Origin of the sequence: Streptomyces sp. NBC_01261 (assembly GCF_036226385.1) — a bacterium.
Lineage (GTDB): Bacteria > Actinomycetota > Actinomycetes > Streptomycetales > Streptomycetaceae > Streptomyces.
Map to the genome: position 1 here is coordinate 6095001 of NZ_CP108463.1, position 16626 is coordinate 6111626.

Here is a 16626-nt window from a genome sequence, read left to right on the forward strand (position 1 = left end):
AGCCGATTGTGGTGAAGTGGATGATCCTATGCTGTCGAGAAAAGCCTCTAGCGAGTTTCATGGCGGCCCGTACCCTAAACCGACTCAGGTGGTCAGGTAGAGAATACCGAGGCGTTCGGGTGAACTATGGTTAAGGAACTCGGCAAAATGCCCCCGTAACTTCGGGAGAAGGGGGGCCATCACCGGTGAGAGGATTTACTCCTTGAGCTGGGGGTGGCCGCAGAGACCAGCGAGAAGCGACTGTTTACTAAAAACACAGGTCCGTGCGAAGCCGTAAGGCGATGTATACGGACTGACGCCTGCCCGGTGCTGGAACGTTAAGGGGACCGGTTAGTCACTCTTCGGGGTGGCGAAGCTGAGAACTTAAGCGCCAGTAAACGGCGGTGGTAACTATAACCATCCTAAGGTAGCGAAATTCCTTGTCGGGTAAGTTCCGACCTGCACGAATGGCGTAACGACTTCTCGACTGTCTCAACCATAGGCCCGGTGAAATTGCACTACGAGTAAAGATGCTCGTTTCGCGCAGCAGGACGGAAAGACCCCGGGACCTTTACTACAGTTTGATATTGGTGTTCGGTTCGGCTTGTGTAGGATAGCTGGGAGACTTTGAAGCTCACACGCCAGTGTGGGTGGAGTCGTCGTTGAAATACCAGTCTGGTCGTGCTGGATGTCTAACCTGGGTCCGTGATCCGGATCAGGGACAGTGTCTGATGGGTAGTTTAACTGGGGCGGTTGCCTCCTAAAGAGTAACGGAGGCGCCCAAAGGTTCCCTCAGCCTGGTTGGCAATCAGGTGTTGAGTGTAAGTGCACAAGGGAGCTTGACTGTGAGACCGACGGGTCGAGCAGGGACGAAAGTCGGGACTAGTGATCCGGCGGTGGCTTGTGGAAGCGCCGTCGCTCAACGGATAAAAGGTACCCCGGGGATAACAGGCTGATCTTCCCCAAGAGTCCATATCGACGGGATGGTTTGGCACCTCGATGTCGGCTCGTCGCATCCTGGGGCTGGAGTCGGTCCCAAGGGTTGGGCTGTTCGCCCATTAAAGCGGTACGCGAGCTGGGTTTAGAACGTCGTGAGACAGTTCGGTCCCTATCCGCTGCGCGCGCAGGAACATTGAGAAGGGCTGTCCCTAGTACGAGAGGACCGGGACGGACGAACCTCTGGTGTGCCAGTTGTTCTGCCAAGGGCATGGCTGGTTGGCTACGTTCGGGAGGGATAACCGCTGAAAGCATCTAAGCGGGAAGCCTGCTTCGAGATGAGTGTTCCCACCCCCTTGAGGGGTTAAGGCTCCCAGTAGACGACTGGGTTGATAGGCCGGATCTGGAAGCCCAGTAATGGGTGGAGGTGACCGGTACTAATAGGCCGAGGGCTTGTCCTCAGTTGCTCGCGTCCACTGTGTTGGTTCTGAAACCACGAACAACCCCATGTCCGGGGCCACCGGGTGTGGTGCGGTTGTCTGTTTCATAGTGTTTCGGTGGTCATAGCGTGAGGGAAACGCCCGGTTACATTCCGAACCCGGAAGCTAAGCCTCACAGCGCCGATGGTACTGCAGGGGGGACCCTGTGGGAGAGTAGGACGCCGCCGAACAAATATTGCGAAAACCCCCGTACCGTTTATTCGGTACGGGGGTTTTCTGCGTTTCGGCTACCGTAACTGGCATGAACTACAAGATCCGTTCGATACGCGCTGACGAGTGGGCCGCGGCGAGGGAGCTGCGGCTCGTCGCGCTACAGGATCCCGTCGCGCACCTTGCCTTCCTGGAGACCTACGACGCGGCGCTGGCCCGGCCGGACTCCTTCTATCAGGAGCGGGCCGTAGGGGCTGCCGAAGGTGCTGAGAAGTCCCAGCAGGTCATTGCCGAGGGGCCGGACGGGGAGTGGGTCGGGACGGTGACCGTGCTGCTTGAGGAGGCCGGGACGGTCGACTGGGCCGGCTTCGCGGTCGAGCGGAAGCAGGGGCACCTCGTCGGGGTGTTCGTGCGGCCGGAGGTCCGGGGCATCGGGCTGACCGAGGTGCTCTTCGACGCGGCGCTGGAGTGGGCCTGGGGGCGCGGGGTCGAGCGGGTGCGGCTCATCGTGCACGAGGACAACGAGCGGGCCCGGCGGTTCTACGGCAAGGTCGGCTTCGTCCCCACGGGCGTCACCGTGCCGTTGGGCGGGAACGCGGACGAGCGGGAGCTGGAGATGGTGGTCGAGCGGCCGTAGCCGTAGCTGTGGGCGCCGTAAGTCCCTTTGCTAGACCGGAAGTTCGTGGTGGGGCCAGCGGGCCCTGGCCTGTTCTCTGGAGCGGAGGAGGGCCAGGGTCGGCAGGCCTCGGTCCGCGCCCGTGGCGAGGAGCTCCGGGAGTTGGGGGAGCGGGGCCACGGCCGCGACGTCGTCCAGGACAAGCGTCATTGGTGGGTCGAGGCGACCGGCCGATGACCGTTCGGCCATGTGCCGGCCGCGCTCGACCACGCTTGATGCGAGGGCGGTGAGGAGAGGCATCGCGCCCGGGTTCGTACGGGGGTCCTCGATGGATTCACCGACCAGGTAAAGCGTGCCCCCTTCGTTCGCGAAGGAATCCAAGGAGAGGGCGTCAGTTCTGTTGGGTGTGCAGGCTTCGCGGATGTTGACCGTGAAGAGGGAGGAGAGCGCGCGGCTCGTCAACTCCTGGGCGATGTCCCGGCGTTCGGGGTGGGACGTGAGGGCGGCTTCGAGTTCGCCCGCCGCACCGGGGGCTGCCTTGGCGTTGGTGCGGAGGATTCTCACCGCGTCCTGGATCTGGGTGCCCTGGGACCAGCGGTGGACGTGGCGGATGGTGCGGCCGTCGATCGCGGCGGCGTGCAGGTAGCTGCGGAGGAGGGTCTCGGCGGTGTCCGCCACCGTCTGGTCGATCTTTGCCGTGGGTCTGACCGGGGTGAGGAGGGCGGCGGCTCTTTTCACCGCTGTCGGTTTGTCCTCGCAGCCTGTGGTGGGGGACCAGTGGAGGCGGGCCGGGGTGTCGCAGAGGTGGGCGGGGTCGTAGAGGAGGACCGGGCCCAGTTTGGCTCTGGCGTCCTTGGTGTCCTGCCAGATGGCGGGGTTGGAGGTGACCACCAGGGCTGGGCCTTCCGCGTCCCGTACTGCCTGGGTTGCGGTTGCTTGGCGGCTTTCTGCTGTCGCGAGAAAGACCCTTTCCCACCCACCCACCCGTTCACCGTTGGACAGAGAAGTTGAGAAGACCGGTGCAGGTGGCGCCTGTTCCAGGAGGACCGTCGGCTGCGGTTGTTGTTGTGGTTCCGGGCGTTGTATCGGTACCTCGTGGGGCTCCGGTGGAGGCGGGACCACCAGTCCCACCGCCCGAGTTCTCGCCCGTACCGCCCGCCATCTCGCCAGCGTGCCCATCATGAACACCGTCAGGACGACCAGGATCATCAACTGGCCGATGAACAGGCCCCAGAAGAGGCCGTAGCCGGAGAACTGGGCGGGTGGGGACTGGGGCCAGGCGCCGGCGATGTCGTGGGGCTGGGCGATGAGATGGCGCATGGCCATCGGGGTGCGGGTGAAGGTCACGCCGGTCGGCCAGCCGCCCTGGGAGAACAGGGCGGCCAGGCCGGTGGCCGACCACACCAGCAACGTCATGCCGATGAGGAACGCGAGCAGGCCCACCAACAGGCCGTCGGGGATGCCCCCTTGGCGCTCGCGTCCACCGTCGTCCGGTCTCATGTCATGCCACCGCCGTTCACGCCACCGTGGACTCGGAGGAGCCGTCGAGATCGCTCAACTGCTGTTCCATGAAGGCCGCCGCGCGTTCCTCGGCCTCCAACTCGGCGGCGCGCAGGGCGTCGTCGGTCACTTCCTGGTCGTGGTCGCGGGAGGACTGGGTCATCGCGCGGTCGGTGAAGACGAGCGGGCGTTCCGTCTCGGTGATCAGGTGTTTGACCACCTGGACATTGCCGTTGACGTCCCAGACCGCGATGCCGGGGGTGAGGGTGGGGATGATCTCCACCGCCCAGCGTGGCAGGCCCAACACCCGCCCGGTTGCCCGGGCTTCGTCCGCCTTTTGGGCGTAGATCGTTCGTGTCGAGGCCATTTTGAGGATCGCCGCGGCCTCCTTCGCCGCTGCCCCGTCGACCACGTCCGACAAGTGGTGGACCACCGCCACGAACGACAGGCCCAGGCGGCGGCCGAACTTCAGCAGGCGCTGGAAGAGTTGGGCCACGAAGGGGCTGTTGATGATGTGCCAGGCCTCCTCGACCAGGAAGATGCGCTTCTTCCGGTCGGGGCGGATCCAGGTGTGTTCCAGCCAGACGCCGACGATCGCCATCAGGATGGGCATGGCGATGGAGTTGCGGTCGATGTGGGACAGGTCGAAGACGATCAGCGGTGCGTCGAGGTCGATGCCGACCGTCGTCGGGCCGTCGAACATGCCGCGGAGGTCGCCGTCGACCAGGCGGTCGATGACGAGGGCGACGTCCAGGCCCCATGCCCGTACGTCGTCTATGGCGACGTTCATCGCCTCGGCCGACTCCGGTTCGGGGTGGCGTAGTTGCTCGACGATGTCCATGAGGACCGGTTGGCGTTCGACGATCGTCTCGTTGACGTAGGCGTGCGCCACCTTCAGCGCGAAGCCGGAGCGTTCGTCGAGGCCGTGGCCCATCGCCACCTCGATGATCGTTCGGAGCAGGGCGAGTTGGCCTGTCGTCGTGATCGCCGGGTCGAGAGGGTTGAGGCGGATTCCCATGTCCAGGGCGGCGGTTGGGTCCAGGCGGATAGGGGTTATCCCCAACTCCTCCGCGATCAGGTTCCATTCGCCGACGCCGTCCTCGCCCTGGGCGTCCAGGACGACCACCTGGCGGTCGCGGAAGCGCAGTTGGCGTAGGACGTACGTCTTCTCCAGGGCCGACTTGCCGTTGCCGGACTCGCCGAGCACCAGCCAGTGGGGGGCCGGGAGTTGCTGGCCGTAGAGCTGGAAGGGGTCGTAGATGTAGCCCTTGCCGGAGTAGACCTCGCGGCCGATGATGACGCCCGAGTCGCCGAGGCCGGGGGCGGCCGTCGGCAGGTAGACCGCCTGGGCCTGGCCCGTCGAGGTGCGGACCGGGAGGCGGGTGGACTCGATCTTTCCGAAGAGGAAGGACGTGAAGGCGTCGGTGAGGACGGACAGCGGATCCCGCATCTGAGCCCTACCTCCGGATGCCGGTGGCGAACGGCAGTGTGTTCACAAACGCGCGGTGGTGCTCGCGGTCGCACCACTCCAGCTTCAGATACGACTTGCCGGCGGACGCCCTTATCGTGCGCTTGTCGCGCGCGAGGGCCTCGGGGTTGCGGGAGGAGACGGTGATGTAGCCGACCAGGTTCACGCCGGCCGCGCCGCTCGCCAGGTCCTCGCCGCGCTGGTCCATGCGGCCGTGGGCGGCCACGTCACGGGGGTCGACGGTGCGGTTCATCTTGGCGGCGCGGGAGGCGTCGGCCTCGTCGTTCGTCTTCTCGGTCAGCATGCGCTCGATGGCGACCTCGGTGGGTTCGAGGTCCATCGTGACGGCGACCGTGCGGATCACGTCCGGGGTGTGGACGAGGAGGGGCGCCAGGAAGTTGACTCCGACCGGGGTCATCGGCCACTCCTTCACCCAGGCCGTGGCGTGGCACCAGGGTTCGCGGGTCGACGACTCACGGGTCTTCGCCTGGAGGAACGTCGGTTCCATGGCGTCGAGTTCGGCCGGCCAGGCGTTGCGCTTCGTCATCGCCTGGAGGTGGTCGATGGGGTGGTCCGGGTCGTACATGGAGTGGATGAGCGAGGCGAGCCGGCCCTGGCCGAGCGGCTGCCGTACGCGGATGTCCGCCTCCTGCAACCGCGAGCAGATGTCGGTGAGTTCACGCGCCATGACGACCGCGAGGCCGGCGTCCCGGTCGAGCTTGCGGCCTGCCATGGGGCGGGCGGCGCGGGCCATCGCGTGGGCCTCGGCGGAGAGTTCGCGGTTGAAGTGCATGCAGGCGACGAGGTAGGCGCGGTGCTGCTCGCTGCTGGTGGACACCATCGACTGCAGTTGGTCGTACGACTGCTGGAGCCAGGTCAGTGACTTCTCGTCGCCGCGCTGGGCGACGTCCTTGGCGTGCGCGTCCGGGTCGGCGGGCAGCGTGCGGGCGAGCATCTGGATGCGGGTGACGAAGCCGTCGCCGTTCGCCACGTGCTTGAGGAGCGTGCCGAAGCGGTCGACGAGGGCTTCCTGGTCCTCGCTGTCGCGCAGGCCGACACCCGGGCCCTCGATCTCGATCGCGGCGGTGACCGTACGGCGGTCGGCGTGCAGGAGTACGGCGATCTCGTCCGGGCCGAAGGGGGCGGCCAGCCAGTTGATCCGGCCGATCCCGGGCGGCGGGCCGACCTCGACCTCGCGGCCGTCGAGGTGGACGCCGGCCTCCACGACGGAGGAGCGGTACGTCGTGCCGTTGCGCAGGGTCCGCTTGTAACTGCGGTTGATCTCGAACCACTTGTAGAACGTGCGGCGCTTGTACGGGACGTAGACCGCCATCAGCGCGAGCATCGGGAAGCCCGTCAGCAGCACGATGCGCAGGGACAGGACGGGGACGAGGAGTCCGCTCATCATGCCGAGGAACGCGCCCACGATGATGAGGGCGATCTCGCCGGTCTCGCGATTCTTGCCGACGATCGCGTTCGGCCGGGCACGGCCGATGAGATATGTCCGGCGGGGCGTGATCGGATGGGACAGGTGGGACTCTGTCGTCAACGCCCTTCACCTCCCGTGCGGTTGTTGCGGGCGTTGCCGGCGTGCGGGGTGTTCGCCGGGCTCTGGCGGGGTGCCGGCGCGGCGGAGGGGACTGCTCCGCCGCTGCTCGACGGGCGGCTGCTGTGGGCCGCGACGCCGCCGGAGACCGGGTTGGACGGGCGGGCGCCGCCGCCGGACGAGGACTGGCCGCCGCCGCCGTCGTTCGTGCGGGCGCTGTGGGTCTTGATGCCCTGGGCGACCATGGTGGCCGGGGAGCTGATGACCGCGGCGGCCTTGCCCTCGGCGCCCTGCATGATGCGGTTGTTGCGGCCGCCGGCGATCTCGTCGCCGAAGCCGGGGACGAAGCGGTAGATCATCGCGCTGGCGAAGATGGCGAGCAGGATGATCGCGAGGCCGGAGACGACGGCGGAGAACGAGTCCGGGCCGTCGGCGGTGGACAGCGCGCCGGCCAGGCCCAGCACGATCACGATGACCGGTTTGACCAGGATCACCGCGATCATGATGCCGGCCCAGCGGCGGACGTGGCCCCACAGGTTCTTGTCGACGAGGCCCGCGTAGACGACGGTGCCGAGGAGGGCGCCGACGTAGAGGAGGGCGGCGCGGATGACGAGCTCCAGCCAGAGGACGCCGGCGGCGAGGATCGACACCAGGGAGACCACGATCAGCATGATCGGGCCGCCGCCGATGTTGTTTCCCTTGGCCAGGGCGCCGGAGAAGTTGCCGAAGAAGGTGTCCGTCTGGTTGCCGGTGGTTTTCGCGAGGACCTCGGTGATGCCGTCCGTGGCGGAGACGACGGTGTACAGGATCAGGGGGGTGAACGCGGAGGCGATGACCGTGAGCCAGAGGAAGCCGATGGCCTCGGAGATGGCGGTGGTGAGGGGGACGCCTCGTACCGCGCGCTTGGCCACAGCGAGCAGCCACAGGAGGAGGGTGAGGATGGTGGACGCGGCGAAGACGACGGCGTACTGCTGAAGGAACCGGGGGTTCGTGAAGTCGACGTTCGCGGTCTCTTTGACGGCGTCGCTGAGTTTGTCGATGGTCCAGGAGGCGGCTTCGGCGCAGCCCTTTCCGAGGGAGGAGAGGGGGTCGAGGGTGTCGGTGGTGCTGGGGGTGGTGGTGCTCGTCTCGTTGCTGCGCTGGCAGTACTTCTTGGCCTCGCCGACGATGAGCCTGCAGTCGACGCTCTTGGACGCCGAGGGCGACGGACTGGGGGTCGCGGCGACGGCATGGGTGGCCAGCAGCACGAGGGTCGTCTGTACGGCGGTCACGGCTCCGGCGAGCCTGAGCACGCGTTGCGGGTTACCGGGCATACGTGAACCCTCCGTACTCGTCGATGGCCTTGCTGATCTCGTCCGAGGTGGCGGCCGTGTCGTCGCCGGGTACCGGGGCGGGGCCGTCCTTCTGGGAGTCCGTAACGATCTTCCAGTCGCCGTTGGACCACTGGAGGTCGAAGCTCCAGGTCTTCCACGAGGTGGTGACGGGGTCGGTCGAGGTCTGTCCGGACATGCCGATGAGGCCCACGTACCAGACCGCGACCTTCGCGTCGCCGGCGCTGTACTGCTGGACCGTCGCGCCCACCGGGATCGAGCGGGAGACGAACGTGCTGCCGGTCGGTGCGTTGCCGTTGGCGTCGAGGCCCAGCTTGCTGAGGAAGTCGGCGGAGTAGGCCTGATCCATCGGACCCGTCAGTTTGCTCGCGGCACCGGACGTGTAGAGGGAGTTCACGAGCGAGTGCCGGATCTCCTTCTGGAACATGCCGGTCGAGCCCAGCGCCACGGAGTAGTTCGCCGCGGCCGACTGCGCTCCTTGTTCGGTGTGCGCGAACCCCGACGGAATCCCCCCGGTCTTCGACTCCACCGGCTTCGTCCCGCTCGCTGCCGTGGACGCGGCGTCCGGCTTCGAACCGTTCGACGTGCTGCTGTCGTTCGAGGACGACGTGCCGTCGCCGCGGTTGGCGAAGGCGATGGCGGCGATGAGGACGACGACTACTCCGACGACCGTCACCAGGCTTTTGGAGGAGGATCTGCCGCCGCGGCGGGCGCCGCCGTAGATGTCGCCGCCGGTTCCCTGGGGCAGCCGGGTGCGGGTCTGGCCGGTGCCGCCGTAACCGCCGGAGGTCTCGTGCTCGTCTCCGGGACTCATGCCGGGTACGCCCCTTCGCCGTCGTCCAGAAACACCTGGAAGTACGACGGTAGCCGTGCTGGTTCCCGCGCGGGCGCGGAGTGGTGACTCGACATCAGGGAAACGCAACCTCTGCCGGTGGGCACGACGGGCGGGTGGGTGGGGAAAGGGGGGACGGGCCGGGCTCGGCTATACGGCCATGCCGTACACGATGGTGAAGAGGGTGCCGAGGGAGCCGATGATGAAGACGCCGGTCAGGCCGGCGACGATGAGTCCCTTGCCCTGCTCCGCGCTGAACGTGTCGCGGAGCGCCGTCGCGCCGATGCGCTGTTTGGCCGCACCCCATACGGCGATACCGAGGCAGAGCAGGATGGCGACCGCCATCACGACCTCGATCATCACCTTCGCCTCGTTACCCAGGCTGCCGAAGGGGCCCCAGTCCGGAGCGATCCCGCCGATGATGGTGTTGATGTCTCCCTTGTCGGCCGCGAAGAGCATGTAAGTCACCGCCCCTGGTGGGTAGTTCCGCGTCCCCTGCAGGTGCGCAGAGGTCAGGCATCATTGTCGCCGACAAAGGCGCTGTCGGATGTCGACTTGGCGTCATTGATTGGCGGGTTTCGTACGAATACCCCGTACGGTCACTCTGTGTATCACGGTAGGTAACGCCGGGCAACGATTCCGGAGCGGAACCTGTCCGTGGTTCGGTCGTTAGCCCCTGATTACTCGCTTTGGTTCGCCTTGATGTTCTCATGATGAACGGGCCGCGGCTGGATGCCGCGGCCCGTTCTCTCGTGCCAGGTGTGGCCCCCACGACCCACTGTGGCACGTCATGTGACGGAGGATCAGCTCAGGGTGGGGGGCAGGTTACCGTCAGTTGGCGAAGGCCGAGATGCCCTCCGGGGTGCCCCAGCCGGTCGGGCCGTCGTAGCCGGTCTCGGCGGTGCAGAAGTACGCCGTCGAGCAGGAGCCGTTGTAGCCGCTCGTCACGTCGTTGAGGGACGAGGTGCCCGCGTAGTCGTAGGGGTACTGCGCCGGGTAGGTGCCGCTGGCCGGGGTGCCGGCCAGCGCGTAGACGCCGGCGATGATCGGTGCGGAGACGCTGGTGCCGCCGAAGGTGTACCAGCCGGCGGTGACGCCGTAGGAGTCGTAGACCGAGACGCCGGTGGCGGGGTCGGCGACCGCGGAGACGTCGGACTCCATGCGCTTGGTGCAGCCGGTGTCGGTCTGCCAGGTGGGCTTGGCGTCGTAGGAGGAGCAGCCGGAGCCGGTGCCCTCGGTGCTGGAGGTGCGCCAGACGGACTCGGTCCAGCCGCGGGTGGTGGAGGCGGTGGAGAGCTTGGTGCCGCCGACCGCCGTCACGTACTGGGACGTTGCCGGGTACTCGGCGCCGTAGGCGCTGTCACCGGAGGAGACGGTGATGGCCACGCCCGCGTGCTTGTAGTACGAGGTGTCGTACGACGTCTGGGAGGAGGACTCGGAGCCGCCGTAGGAGTTCGAGACGAACTTGGCGCCCAGGGTGACGGCCTCGTTCTCGGCGGTGCCGAGGTTGGCGTAGCTGGCGCTGGTGGCCTCGACGAGGGTGATGTTGCACAGCGGGCAGATCGCGCTCGCCATGTCGAGGTCGAGGGAGATCTCCTCGGACCAGCCGGCGTCACTGGTGGGGAGGGACGTCGTGGAGCCGGTCTGACTGACCTTCTTGAAGCAGCCGTTGGCCGTCGTGCAGGCCGAGAGGCCGTAGTACGAGCGGTAGGTGGCGAGGTCGGCCTCGGCGTTCGGGTCGTTGTACGCGTCGACGATCGCGATCGTCTCGCCGGAGCCGTTGGAGGCGGCGGCGGAGGTCAGGCCGTAGGCGGACCGGAGGTTGGTCGGGCTGTAGCCGGAGGGGGTCGACGCGTCGGCCGCCTTGGGGGTGATGCCGGTCCTCGCGGCCTGCGCCTTCTGGAAGGCGGTGAGGCCGCCGGTGACGCGGTAGGACTTGCAGGTGAGGTCGCCCGTGTGCTTGGGGGTCGCACAGGGGGTGGCGGCGTACGTCACCTTCGTGGAGGTGGTGGCGCCCGCCGCGGCGTCGGCCTGTACGGCGGTGCCGAGGCCGGTGAGGACGAGTGCGGCCGTGGCGATGACGACGGATCCTGTGCGGCGCCATCTACCGCGCGTGTGGGGGGAGTTGGGGGTCGTGGTACGCAAGGTGCAGCCTCCTGAGTCGGTGGAACAGGGGCGGTGCGGGTGCGTGTCGCCGGCACGGTTTCTCCGGCGGTGGGGGGCGGCCCGCGATGACCATCTCTTGTTGAGTACGCGACAACAAGGGGCTGCTGGAATCCTGACTTCCGGCTTACCGAACAGGGTCTGGCCCTTTACCAAACCCACAGGATTCTCATGGGAGTTGGGGCCTGTCGGGGCCTACGGCACGGCGAACGGGCCGCGGCTGGTTGCCGCGGCCCGTTGCCATTCGCTCCGCCGAGGGGACCCCACGTCCCCCTCTGCCGGCGGCTCCCCGTGACCCGACGGGGAGGTTCTCGCGGAGTGGAGTGCGGTCAGCCGGTGAAGGCGGACACGCCCTCCGGGGTGCCCCAGCCGGTCGGGCCGTCGTAGCCCGACTTTGCGGTGCAGAAGTAACTCGTCGAGCAGGAGCCGTTGTTGCCGCTCGTCACGTCGTTCAGGGCGGAGGTGCCGGCCGCGGCGTAGGGGTACGACGCCGGGTAGTCGCTGCTGCCGGGGGTGCCGGCGAGGGCGTAGACACTCGCGATGATCGGGGAGGAGGCGCTGGTGCCGCCGTAGGTGCCCCAGCCGGTGCCGTCGTCGCCGTAGGTGTCGTAGACCGAGACGCCGGTGGCGGGGTCGGCGACGGCGGAGACGTCGGAGATCATGCGCTTGGTGCAGCCGGTGTCGGTCTGCCAGGTGGGCTTCGCGTCGTACGCGGAGCAGCCGGAGCCGGTGCCTTCGGTGCTGCTGGTCTTCCAGACGCTCTCGGTCCAGCCGCGGGAGGTGGAGGACGTGGAGAGCTTCGTGCCGCCGACGGCGGTGACGTAGCGGGAGCCGGCCGGGTACTCGGCGCCGTAGGCCTCGTCGCCCGCGCTGGCGGTGATGGCGACGCCCGCGTGCTTGTAGTACGAGGTGTCGTACGACGTGTCGGAGGAGGACTCCGAGCCACCGTAGGAGTTCGAGACGAACTTCGCGCCCAGCTTCACGGCCTCGTTCACCGCGGTGCCGAGGTTGGCGTCGCTCGCCGACTTGGCCTCGACCAGGAGGATGTTGCAGTTCGGGCAGGTCGCGCTGACCATGTCGACGTCGAGGGACTCCTCGCCGGCCCAGCCGCTGTCGGCGGTCGGCAGCGAGCTCGTCGAACCGGTCTGACTGACCTTCTTGAAGCAGCCGTTGGCCGTGGTGCAGGCCGAGAGGCCGTAGTACGAGCGGTAGGTCGCGAGGTCGGACTCCGCGTTCGGGTCGTCGTAGGCGTCGACGATGGCGACGGTCTCGCCGGAGCCGCTGGAGGAGGCGGCGGAGGCCAGGCCGTAGGCGGACTGGATGTCCGAGGGGCCGTAGCCGGTGGGGTCGTCCGAGGCGGCCTTCGGGGAGATGGTCTTGGGCGTGACGCCCTTCAGCGCGGCCTGCTTCTCCATGAAGGCGGTGGTGCCGCCGGTGACACGGAGGGCGTTACAGGCGGCGAAGCCCTTCTTCGGGGTCGCGGCGCAGCCGATCTTCGCGTACCGCACGTGGGCCTTGGCGACCTGTGCGGCGATCGTCTTGGCGGTCGCCTTGTGGGGGGTGGTGGCGGCGCTCGCGTGGGCCGCGGTGCCGAGTCCGGCGAGCAGGAGCGCGGTGGTCGCGGCGGCGGCGGTGCCGAGTCTGCGCCGGTTGCCGCGTATGTGGGGGGAGTTGGGGAGTGACGTACGCAACGTACAGCCTCCAGAGAGAGGTTGGCAGAGGCCTGCGGGTGGGGGGTCCACCGGTGAGGTTCCCGGTGGGGGCGGCGGCCCGCGATGACCATCTCTTGTTGAGTACGTGACAACAAGGTGGGTTCCGGAATTCTGACTTCCGCGTTACTCAAGGGGGTTGGGGGATTGCTGATCAGTGGCTGCGGGATGGGGTGGGGATGGCTCGGGCTTGACTCTCTCCACGGGAACTTCACAGCGGGACGCGCGTTGACAAGGAGTTCGGCCGGGTTGCGGCTGGGGGTTCGGTTGCTTGCGGGGTGCGGGTCCGTTGTGGCTGGTCGCGCAGTTCCCCGCGCCCCTGAGGGGGTTGGGCGCGCCCTCGCGGCGGAGCCGCATATCGATGCAGCCCCTCGCCGCTGAGGGAGGTGCTGTTAACCGGCGCCAAGTGGTCGCCGTTCGCTGCTAGTTCTCGCGGGGTGTCAAACCGTTCAGCAAGTGGTGGATCAGGGCGGGGATGTCGGCTACCGCCGCCTCGGGGGTGAGGGTGCCCTGGGCTGCGAAGGATGCCGTGCCGTGGAGGGCGGCGCCGATGACCAGGGCGATGGTCCAGGGGGCGCCGGGGATCACCTCGCCGCGCTCCTGGGCGTCGATGACGACCTGTACGAACTGGGTGGTCGTGCCGTCCACCGCCGCCCGGAGCTGCTCGGAGATGTCCGCGTCGTGCTTGCGGGAGTACATGACCTCCAGCAGCTCGGCGTTCGAGACCGCGAAGTGGACGTAGGTCCTGGCCAGTTCGGTGAGGCGGGCTTCGAGGGGGAGGTCGGGGGTGTCCGCGGCGGTCAGTTCCTTGGTCATGCGCTCGAAGCCGGTGAGGGCGAGGGCGTCGACCAGGGCCTGCTTGTCCTTGAAGTGGCGGCCGGGGGCCGCGTGGCTCACGCCGACGTCCCGGGCCAGTTCGCGCAGGGACAGAGCGGCCACCCCCTTCTCCAGCAGGGTGCGCTCCGCGCTCGCGAGCAGGGCGGAGCGCAGGTCTCCGTGGTGATAGGGGCGTACGGGCATGCGGACCATCGTATCCCGATGTTGTCGATGCCGACATTGTTGTCACCGTCACCATTGTTGTCATTGACAGCATTGTTGGCGTTGCCTACATTGGGAGACATGGACAACACGGACAGGACCATCAGCGGCAAGGGCACGAGCAAGAGCAAGGCCAAGTGGGGCGTCGGGCGGATTCCCGGTCTCTCCGGGCGTACCGCCGTCGTCACCGGGGCCAACAGCGGGATCGGGTTCGCGGCCGCCGCCGAGCTGGCCCGTGCGGGCGCGCATGTCGTGTTCGCCGTACGGGACCTGGAGCGGGGGCGGGCCGCGGCGGCCGAGGTGAGTGGCAGTACCGAGGTGCGGCGGCTGGATCTCGCGGATCTGGCGTCCGTACGGGAGTTCGCCGAGGGGTGGGACCGGCCGCTGGACCTGCTCGTCAACAACGCCGGCGTGATGATGCTCCCCGAGCGGCGGACGCGCGACGGCTTCGAGATGCAGTTCGGCACGAACCACCTGGGCCACTTCGCGCTCACGAACCTGCTGCTGCCGCACATCACCGACCGGGTGGTGACCGTGTCCTCCGGCGCGCACCGGATGGGCGACGGCTTCATCCACTTCGAGAACCTGAACCTGGACGGCATCTACAGCCCCCAGCGCGCGTACTCCCAGTCCAAGCTCGCCAACCTGCTCTTCACGCTCGAACTCCAGCGCAGGCTCACGGAGTCGGGCTCACGCGTCCGCTCCCTCGCGGCCCACCCGGGCTGGGCGGCGACCAACCTCCAGAGCCATACGGCGAACCCGGTCGCGCGCGTGCTCATGGCCGCCGGCAACAAGGTCCTCGCCCAGGACGACAAGGGCGGCGCCCTGCCGACCCTCTTCGTGGCGACCCAGGACCTCCCGGGCGCGAGCTTCGCCGGCCCGAGCGGGCCGATGGAGATGCGCGGGGCGCCGACGCTGGTGGGGCGCAGCACGGCGGCGAGTGACGTGGAGGCGGCGGAGCGGTTGTGGGAGGCGTCGGAGGGGCTTACGGGAGTGGTGTTCCCGCTGGTGAGTGCCGCGCGCTAACTCCAGGTGCGGGCAGCGGTGTTGAAGACCTCGGGGTCGCTGTGCACCGGCAGGACGCAGAGCAGGTGGCCGCCGGGGGCGCGCAGGACCCGGCACTCCAGCCAGCGGGCGGTCTCGGTCGCGCCGAGGGTGAGCAGGCGGGCCGTTTCCGCCTCTACGTCGTCGGTCTCGATGTCGATGTGGAAGCGCGGGTTGGGGTCGTCGATGGACTGAATCGCCGTGACCAGGCCGGGGATTGCCTTGTGGAGCGTTGTGAACTGCTCCTCTCCGGGGACCGGTTCCGCCGGGGTGCCGAGTGCCGCCGACCAGAAGGCCGCCGCGGCGGCGGCCTCCGGGCCCGGGGTGTCGATCAGGAGGGCGTAGACGCGGCTTCTATGCATCCGGCGTATCCAGCGCATCCAGCGCATTCGGTGCATCCGGTCCGATTCCCGTGGTTTCCGGGGGTGTTGGGTCCGTCGTGTTCTCAACGCCCTCCATGCCTTCGACGCCTTCCACGAAGTGGTCGAACTCGCCTGCCTGTACGCCGAGTACGAAGGCGTCCCACTTGCGGCGGTTGGTGGTGACGACGTTCTCCGGGTCGCTGGTCTCGCGGATGTAGACCGGGGCCTCGCCGTCGTCGCCCGGGCCGAAGGCCAGCTCGATCCAGGGGCCGGGGCCCGTGGCGTCCGGTGGGGCGGCTCGTTCCCAGGTGAGGTCGGGGGGGATGTCGGACACGGGGGTTTCCTTTGTCGGGTGCCGGGGAGACGACGAGTATCGCGCAGGAGAGGCGGGAGGGGCGGACGGACAGTACGGTGGACAGACCGCCGGACCAAACGTCGACCTGAGCGCGAACGCGCTGTTCACAGCGAAATTTCAGTAAACGTCGACGTCCTTTCTCACCTTTGTGGGACAGAGTGGGGCCCGATGAAGCGCAGCTCACGCATCTCCCGTTCCGCTCGCCTCGCGGGCAACCGTAGGTACGCGCTGTTCGTCGCCGTGGTGACGCTGGCACTGACCTCCGCCTCCGTGGCGACCGCCGACGACGGTCCCGGGCCCTTCGCCGTGACCACCGTGACCGAGGTGAGCAAACAGAGCGTTCGGATCGGCGCCCTGTTCGGGGCGGCCCACGCCACCAGCCTCGCCGGCGGGCACCACTGCACCGCGTCCGTCGTGCACAGCGCGGGGCACGACCTCATCGTCAGCGCGGCCCACTGCCTGGACGGCGCCCCCGGCGACGTGTTCGTACCCGGCTACCGGGATGGCAAGGCGCCGTACGGGGTGTGGAAGGTCGAGAAGCGGTTCCTGCCGGACGGCTGGTCCAAGGGGCAGGCCGAGGACAGCGACATCGGCTTCGCCACGCTCGTCGAGGTCGGCGGCAAGAACATCGAGGACGTGGTGGGCGCCGACCGGTTCACGACCGGGATGGCGACCGGGGCCACGGCGGTGACGATCACCGGGTATCCCTCCGCGACCGACCAGCCCATCAGCTGCACCAACAAGCCCACCCAGCACAGCAGCACCCAGCAGCGCATCGACTGCCCCGGCTTCACCGGCGGCACCAGCGGCAGTCCCTGGGTGAACGGGGACCAGCAGGTCGTGGGTGTCATCGGCGGGCATGAGCAGGGCGGGCTGACACCGGACATCTCGTACAGCGTCGTGTTCGGGAAAGAGGCGGCCGAGTTGTACAAGGACGCGACGACCGACCCGTAGTGGGACGGTTGGCCCCCGGTCGTACGACTCGCCCGTAATGAGGTGCTGTAAGGCACCGTGTGTGGTGGACGCGACTCGTTGAATACGCGTCAGATGTGGTGGAAGCACGGCGAAATGCCGCCACCCTGCCCCGAAATGGCCTT

General features: G+C 67.8%; 13 protein-coding genes, 2 rRNA genes and 1 pseudogene (1 of these 16 cut by a window edge). 5 read left to right on the forward strand and 11 right to left on the reverse strand.

Annotated features, from left to right (window positions below):
- From OG226_RS26965 to OG226_RS26975, 3 genes are all read left to right on the forward strand, one after another.
- Positions 1-1376, forward strand: a 23S ribosomal RNA gene (locus OG226_RS26965) (it extends 1747 nt beyond the left edge of the window).
- A 92-nt stretch (positions 1377-1468) separates the two neighbouring features.
- Positions 1469-1585: ribosomal RNA gene (gene rrf, locus OG226_RS26970) — 5S ribosomal RNA — on the forward strand.
- 71 nt (positions 1586-1656) lie between these two features.
- On the forward strand, positions 1657-2202 hold the full coding sequence (locus OG226_RS26975; protein WP_328681957.1) for a GNAT family N-acetyltransferase: 546 nt from the start codon (positions 1657-1659) through the stop codon (positions 2200-2202).
- A gap of 30 nt (positions 2203-2232) precedes the next feature.
- Here OG226_RS26975 and OG226_RS26980 read toward each other — a convergent pair whose 3' ends face one another.
- From OG226_RS26980 to OG226_RS27020, 9 genes are all read right to left on the reverse strand, one after another.
- Positions 2233-3681 (reverse strand): type IV secretory system conjugative DNA transfer family protein, encoded by a 1449-nt coding sequence (locus OG226_RS26980; protein ID WP_328681959.1) that lies wholly within the window; start codon positions 3679-3681, stop codon positions 2233-2235.
- Positions 3682-3697: 16 nt separating this feature from the next.
- Complete coding sequence (locus OG226_RS26985; protein WP_328681961.1) at positions 3698-5131, reverse strand: ATP-binding protein; 1434 nt, start codon at positions 5129-5131, stop codon at positions 3698-3700.
- Positions 5132-5138: 7 nt separating this feature from the next.
- Complete coding sequence (locus OG226_RS26990) at positions 5139-6698, reverse strand: SCO6880 family protein (RefSeq protein WP_328681963.1); 1560 nt, start codon at positions 6696-6698, stop codon at positions 5139-5141.
- Entirely contained in the window at positions 6695-8008 is a 1314-nt protein-coding gene (locus OG226_RS26995) for a hypothetical protein (RefSeq protein WP_329350266.1), read from the reverse strand. The genes OG226_RS26990 and OG226_RS26995 overlap by 4 nt, the downstream gene beginning before the upstream one ends.
- A complete protein-coding gene (locus OG226_RS27000) occupies positions 7998-8840 on the reverse strand; it encodes a hypothetical protein (protein WP_329350267.1) in 843 nt (280 codons plus the stop codon). The genes OG226_RS26995 and OG226_RS27000 overlap by 11 nt, the downstream gene beginning before the upstream one ends.
- A gap of 168 nt (positions 8841-9008) precedes the next feature.
- Positions 9009-9317 (reverse strand): hypothetical protein, encoded by a 309-nt coding sequence (locus OG226_RS27005; RefSeq protein WP_019065418.1) that lies wholly within the window; start codon positions 9315-9317, stop codon positions 9009-9011.
- A 372-nt stretch (positions 9318-9689) separates the two neighbouring features.
- On the reverse strand, positions 9690-11003 hold the full coding sequence (locus OG226_RS27010; RefSeq protein ID WP_328681973.1) for a S53 family peptidase: 1314 nt from the start codon (positions 11001-11003) through the stop codon (positions 9690-9692).
- A 347-nt stretch (positions 11004-11350) separates the two neighbouring features.
- Positions 11351-12712 carry a S53 family peptidase gene (locus OG226_RS27015; protein ID WP_328681975.1) on the reverse strand — a complete coding sequence of 454 codons (1362 nt, stop codon included), beginning with the start codon at positions 12710-12712 and terminating at the stop codon, positions 11351-11353.
- A 441-nt stretch (positions 12713-13153) separates the two neighbouring features.
- Positions 13154-13750 (reverse strand): TetR/AcrR family transcriptional regulator, encoded by a 597-nt coding sequence (locus tag OG226_RS27020; protein WP_328681977.1) that lies wholly within the window; start codon positions 13748-13750, stop codon positions 13154-13156.
- A gap of 99 nt (positions 13751-13849) precedes the next feature.
- On the opposite strand from OG226_RS27020, the gene OG226_RS27025 reads away from it, so the two are divergent.
- Complete coding sequence (locus OG226_RS27025) at positions 13850-14794, forward strand: oxidoreductase (RefSeq protein ID WP_328681978.1); 945 nt, start codon at positions 13850-13852, stop codon at positions 14792-14794.
- On the opposite strand, the gene OG226_RS27030 is transcribed toward OG226_RS27025, so the two are convergent.
- A complete protein-coding gene (locus tag OG226_RS27030; protein ID WP_329350268.1) occupies positions 14791-15174 on the reverse strand; it encodes a VOC family protein in 384 nt (127 codons plus the stop codon). The genes OG226_RS27025 and OG226_RS27030 overlap by 4 nt on opposite strands.
- Positions 15175-15265: 91 nt before the next feature.
- A pseudogene (locus OG226_RS27035) lies at positions 15266-15508 on the reverse strand (DUF397 domain-containing protein); the annotation flags it as partial.
- Positions 15509-15697: 189 nt separating this feature from the next.
- On the opposite strand from OG226_RS27035, the gene OG226_RS27040 reads away from it, so the two are divergent.
- Positions 15698-16483 carry a trypsin-like serine peptidase gene (locus OG226_RS27040; RefSeq protein WP_328681983.1) on the forward strand — a complete coding sequence of 262 codons (786 nt, stop codon included), beginning with the start codon at positions 15698-15700 and terminating at the stop codon, positions 16481-16483.
- Positions 16484-16626: the final 143 nt, after the last annotated feature.

Coding starts and splice junctions, on each gene's coding strand:
- OG226_RS27005 (WP_019065418.1), bottom strand. CDS start 9,317: ATGCTCTTCGCGGCCGACAAGGGAGACATCAACACCATCATCGGCGGG.
- OG226_RS27020 (WP_328681977.1), bottom strand. CDS start 13,750: ATGCCCGTACGCCCCTATCACCACGGAGACCTGCGCTCCGCCCTGCTC.
- OG226_RS27000 (WP_329350267.1), bottom strand. CDS start 8,840: ATGAGTCCCGGAGACGAGCACGAGACCTCCGGCGGTTACGGCGGCACC.
- OG226_RS27040 (WP_328681983.1), top strand. CDS start 15,698: ATGAAGCGCAGCTCACGCATCTCCCGTTCCGCTCGCCTCGCGGGCAAC.
- OG226_RS26975 (WP_328681957.1), top strand. CDS start 1,657: ATGAACTACAAGATCCGTTCGATACGCGCTGACGAGTGGGCCGCGGCG.
- OG226_RS26980 (WP_328681959.1), bottom strand. CDS start 3,681: ATGAGACCGGACGACGGTGGACGCGAGCGCCAAGGGGGCATCCCCGAC.
- OG226_RS26985 (WP_328681961.1), bottom strand. CDS start 5,131: ATGCGGGATCCGCTGTCCGTCCTCACCGACGCCTTCACGTCCTTCCTC.
- OG226_RS26995 (WP_329350266.1), bottom strand. CDS start 8,008: ATGCCCGGTAACCCGCAACGCGTGCTCAGGCTCGCCGGAGCCGTGACC.
- OG226_RS27025 (WP_328681978.1), top strand. CDS start 13,850: ATGGACAACACGGACAGGACCATCAGCGGCAAGGGCACGAGCAAGAGC.
- OG226_RS27030 (WP_329350268.1), bottom strand. CDS start 15,174: ATGCATAGAAGCCGCGTCTACGCCCTCCTGATCGACACCCCGGGCCCG.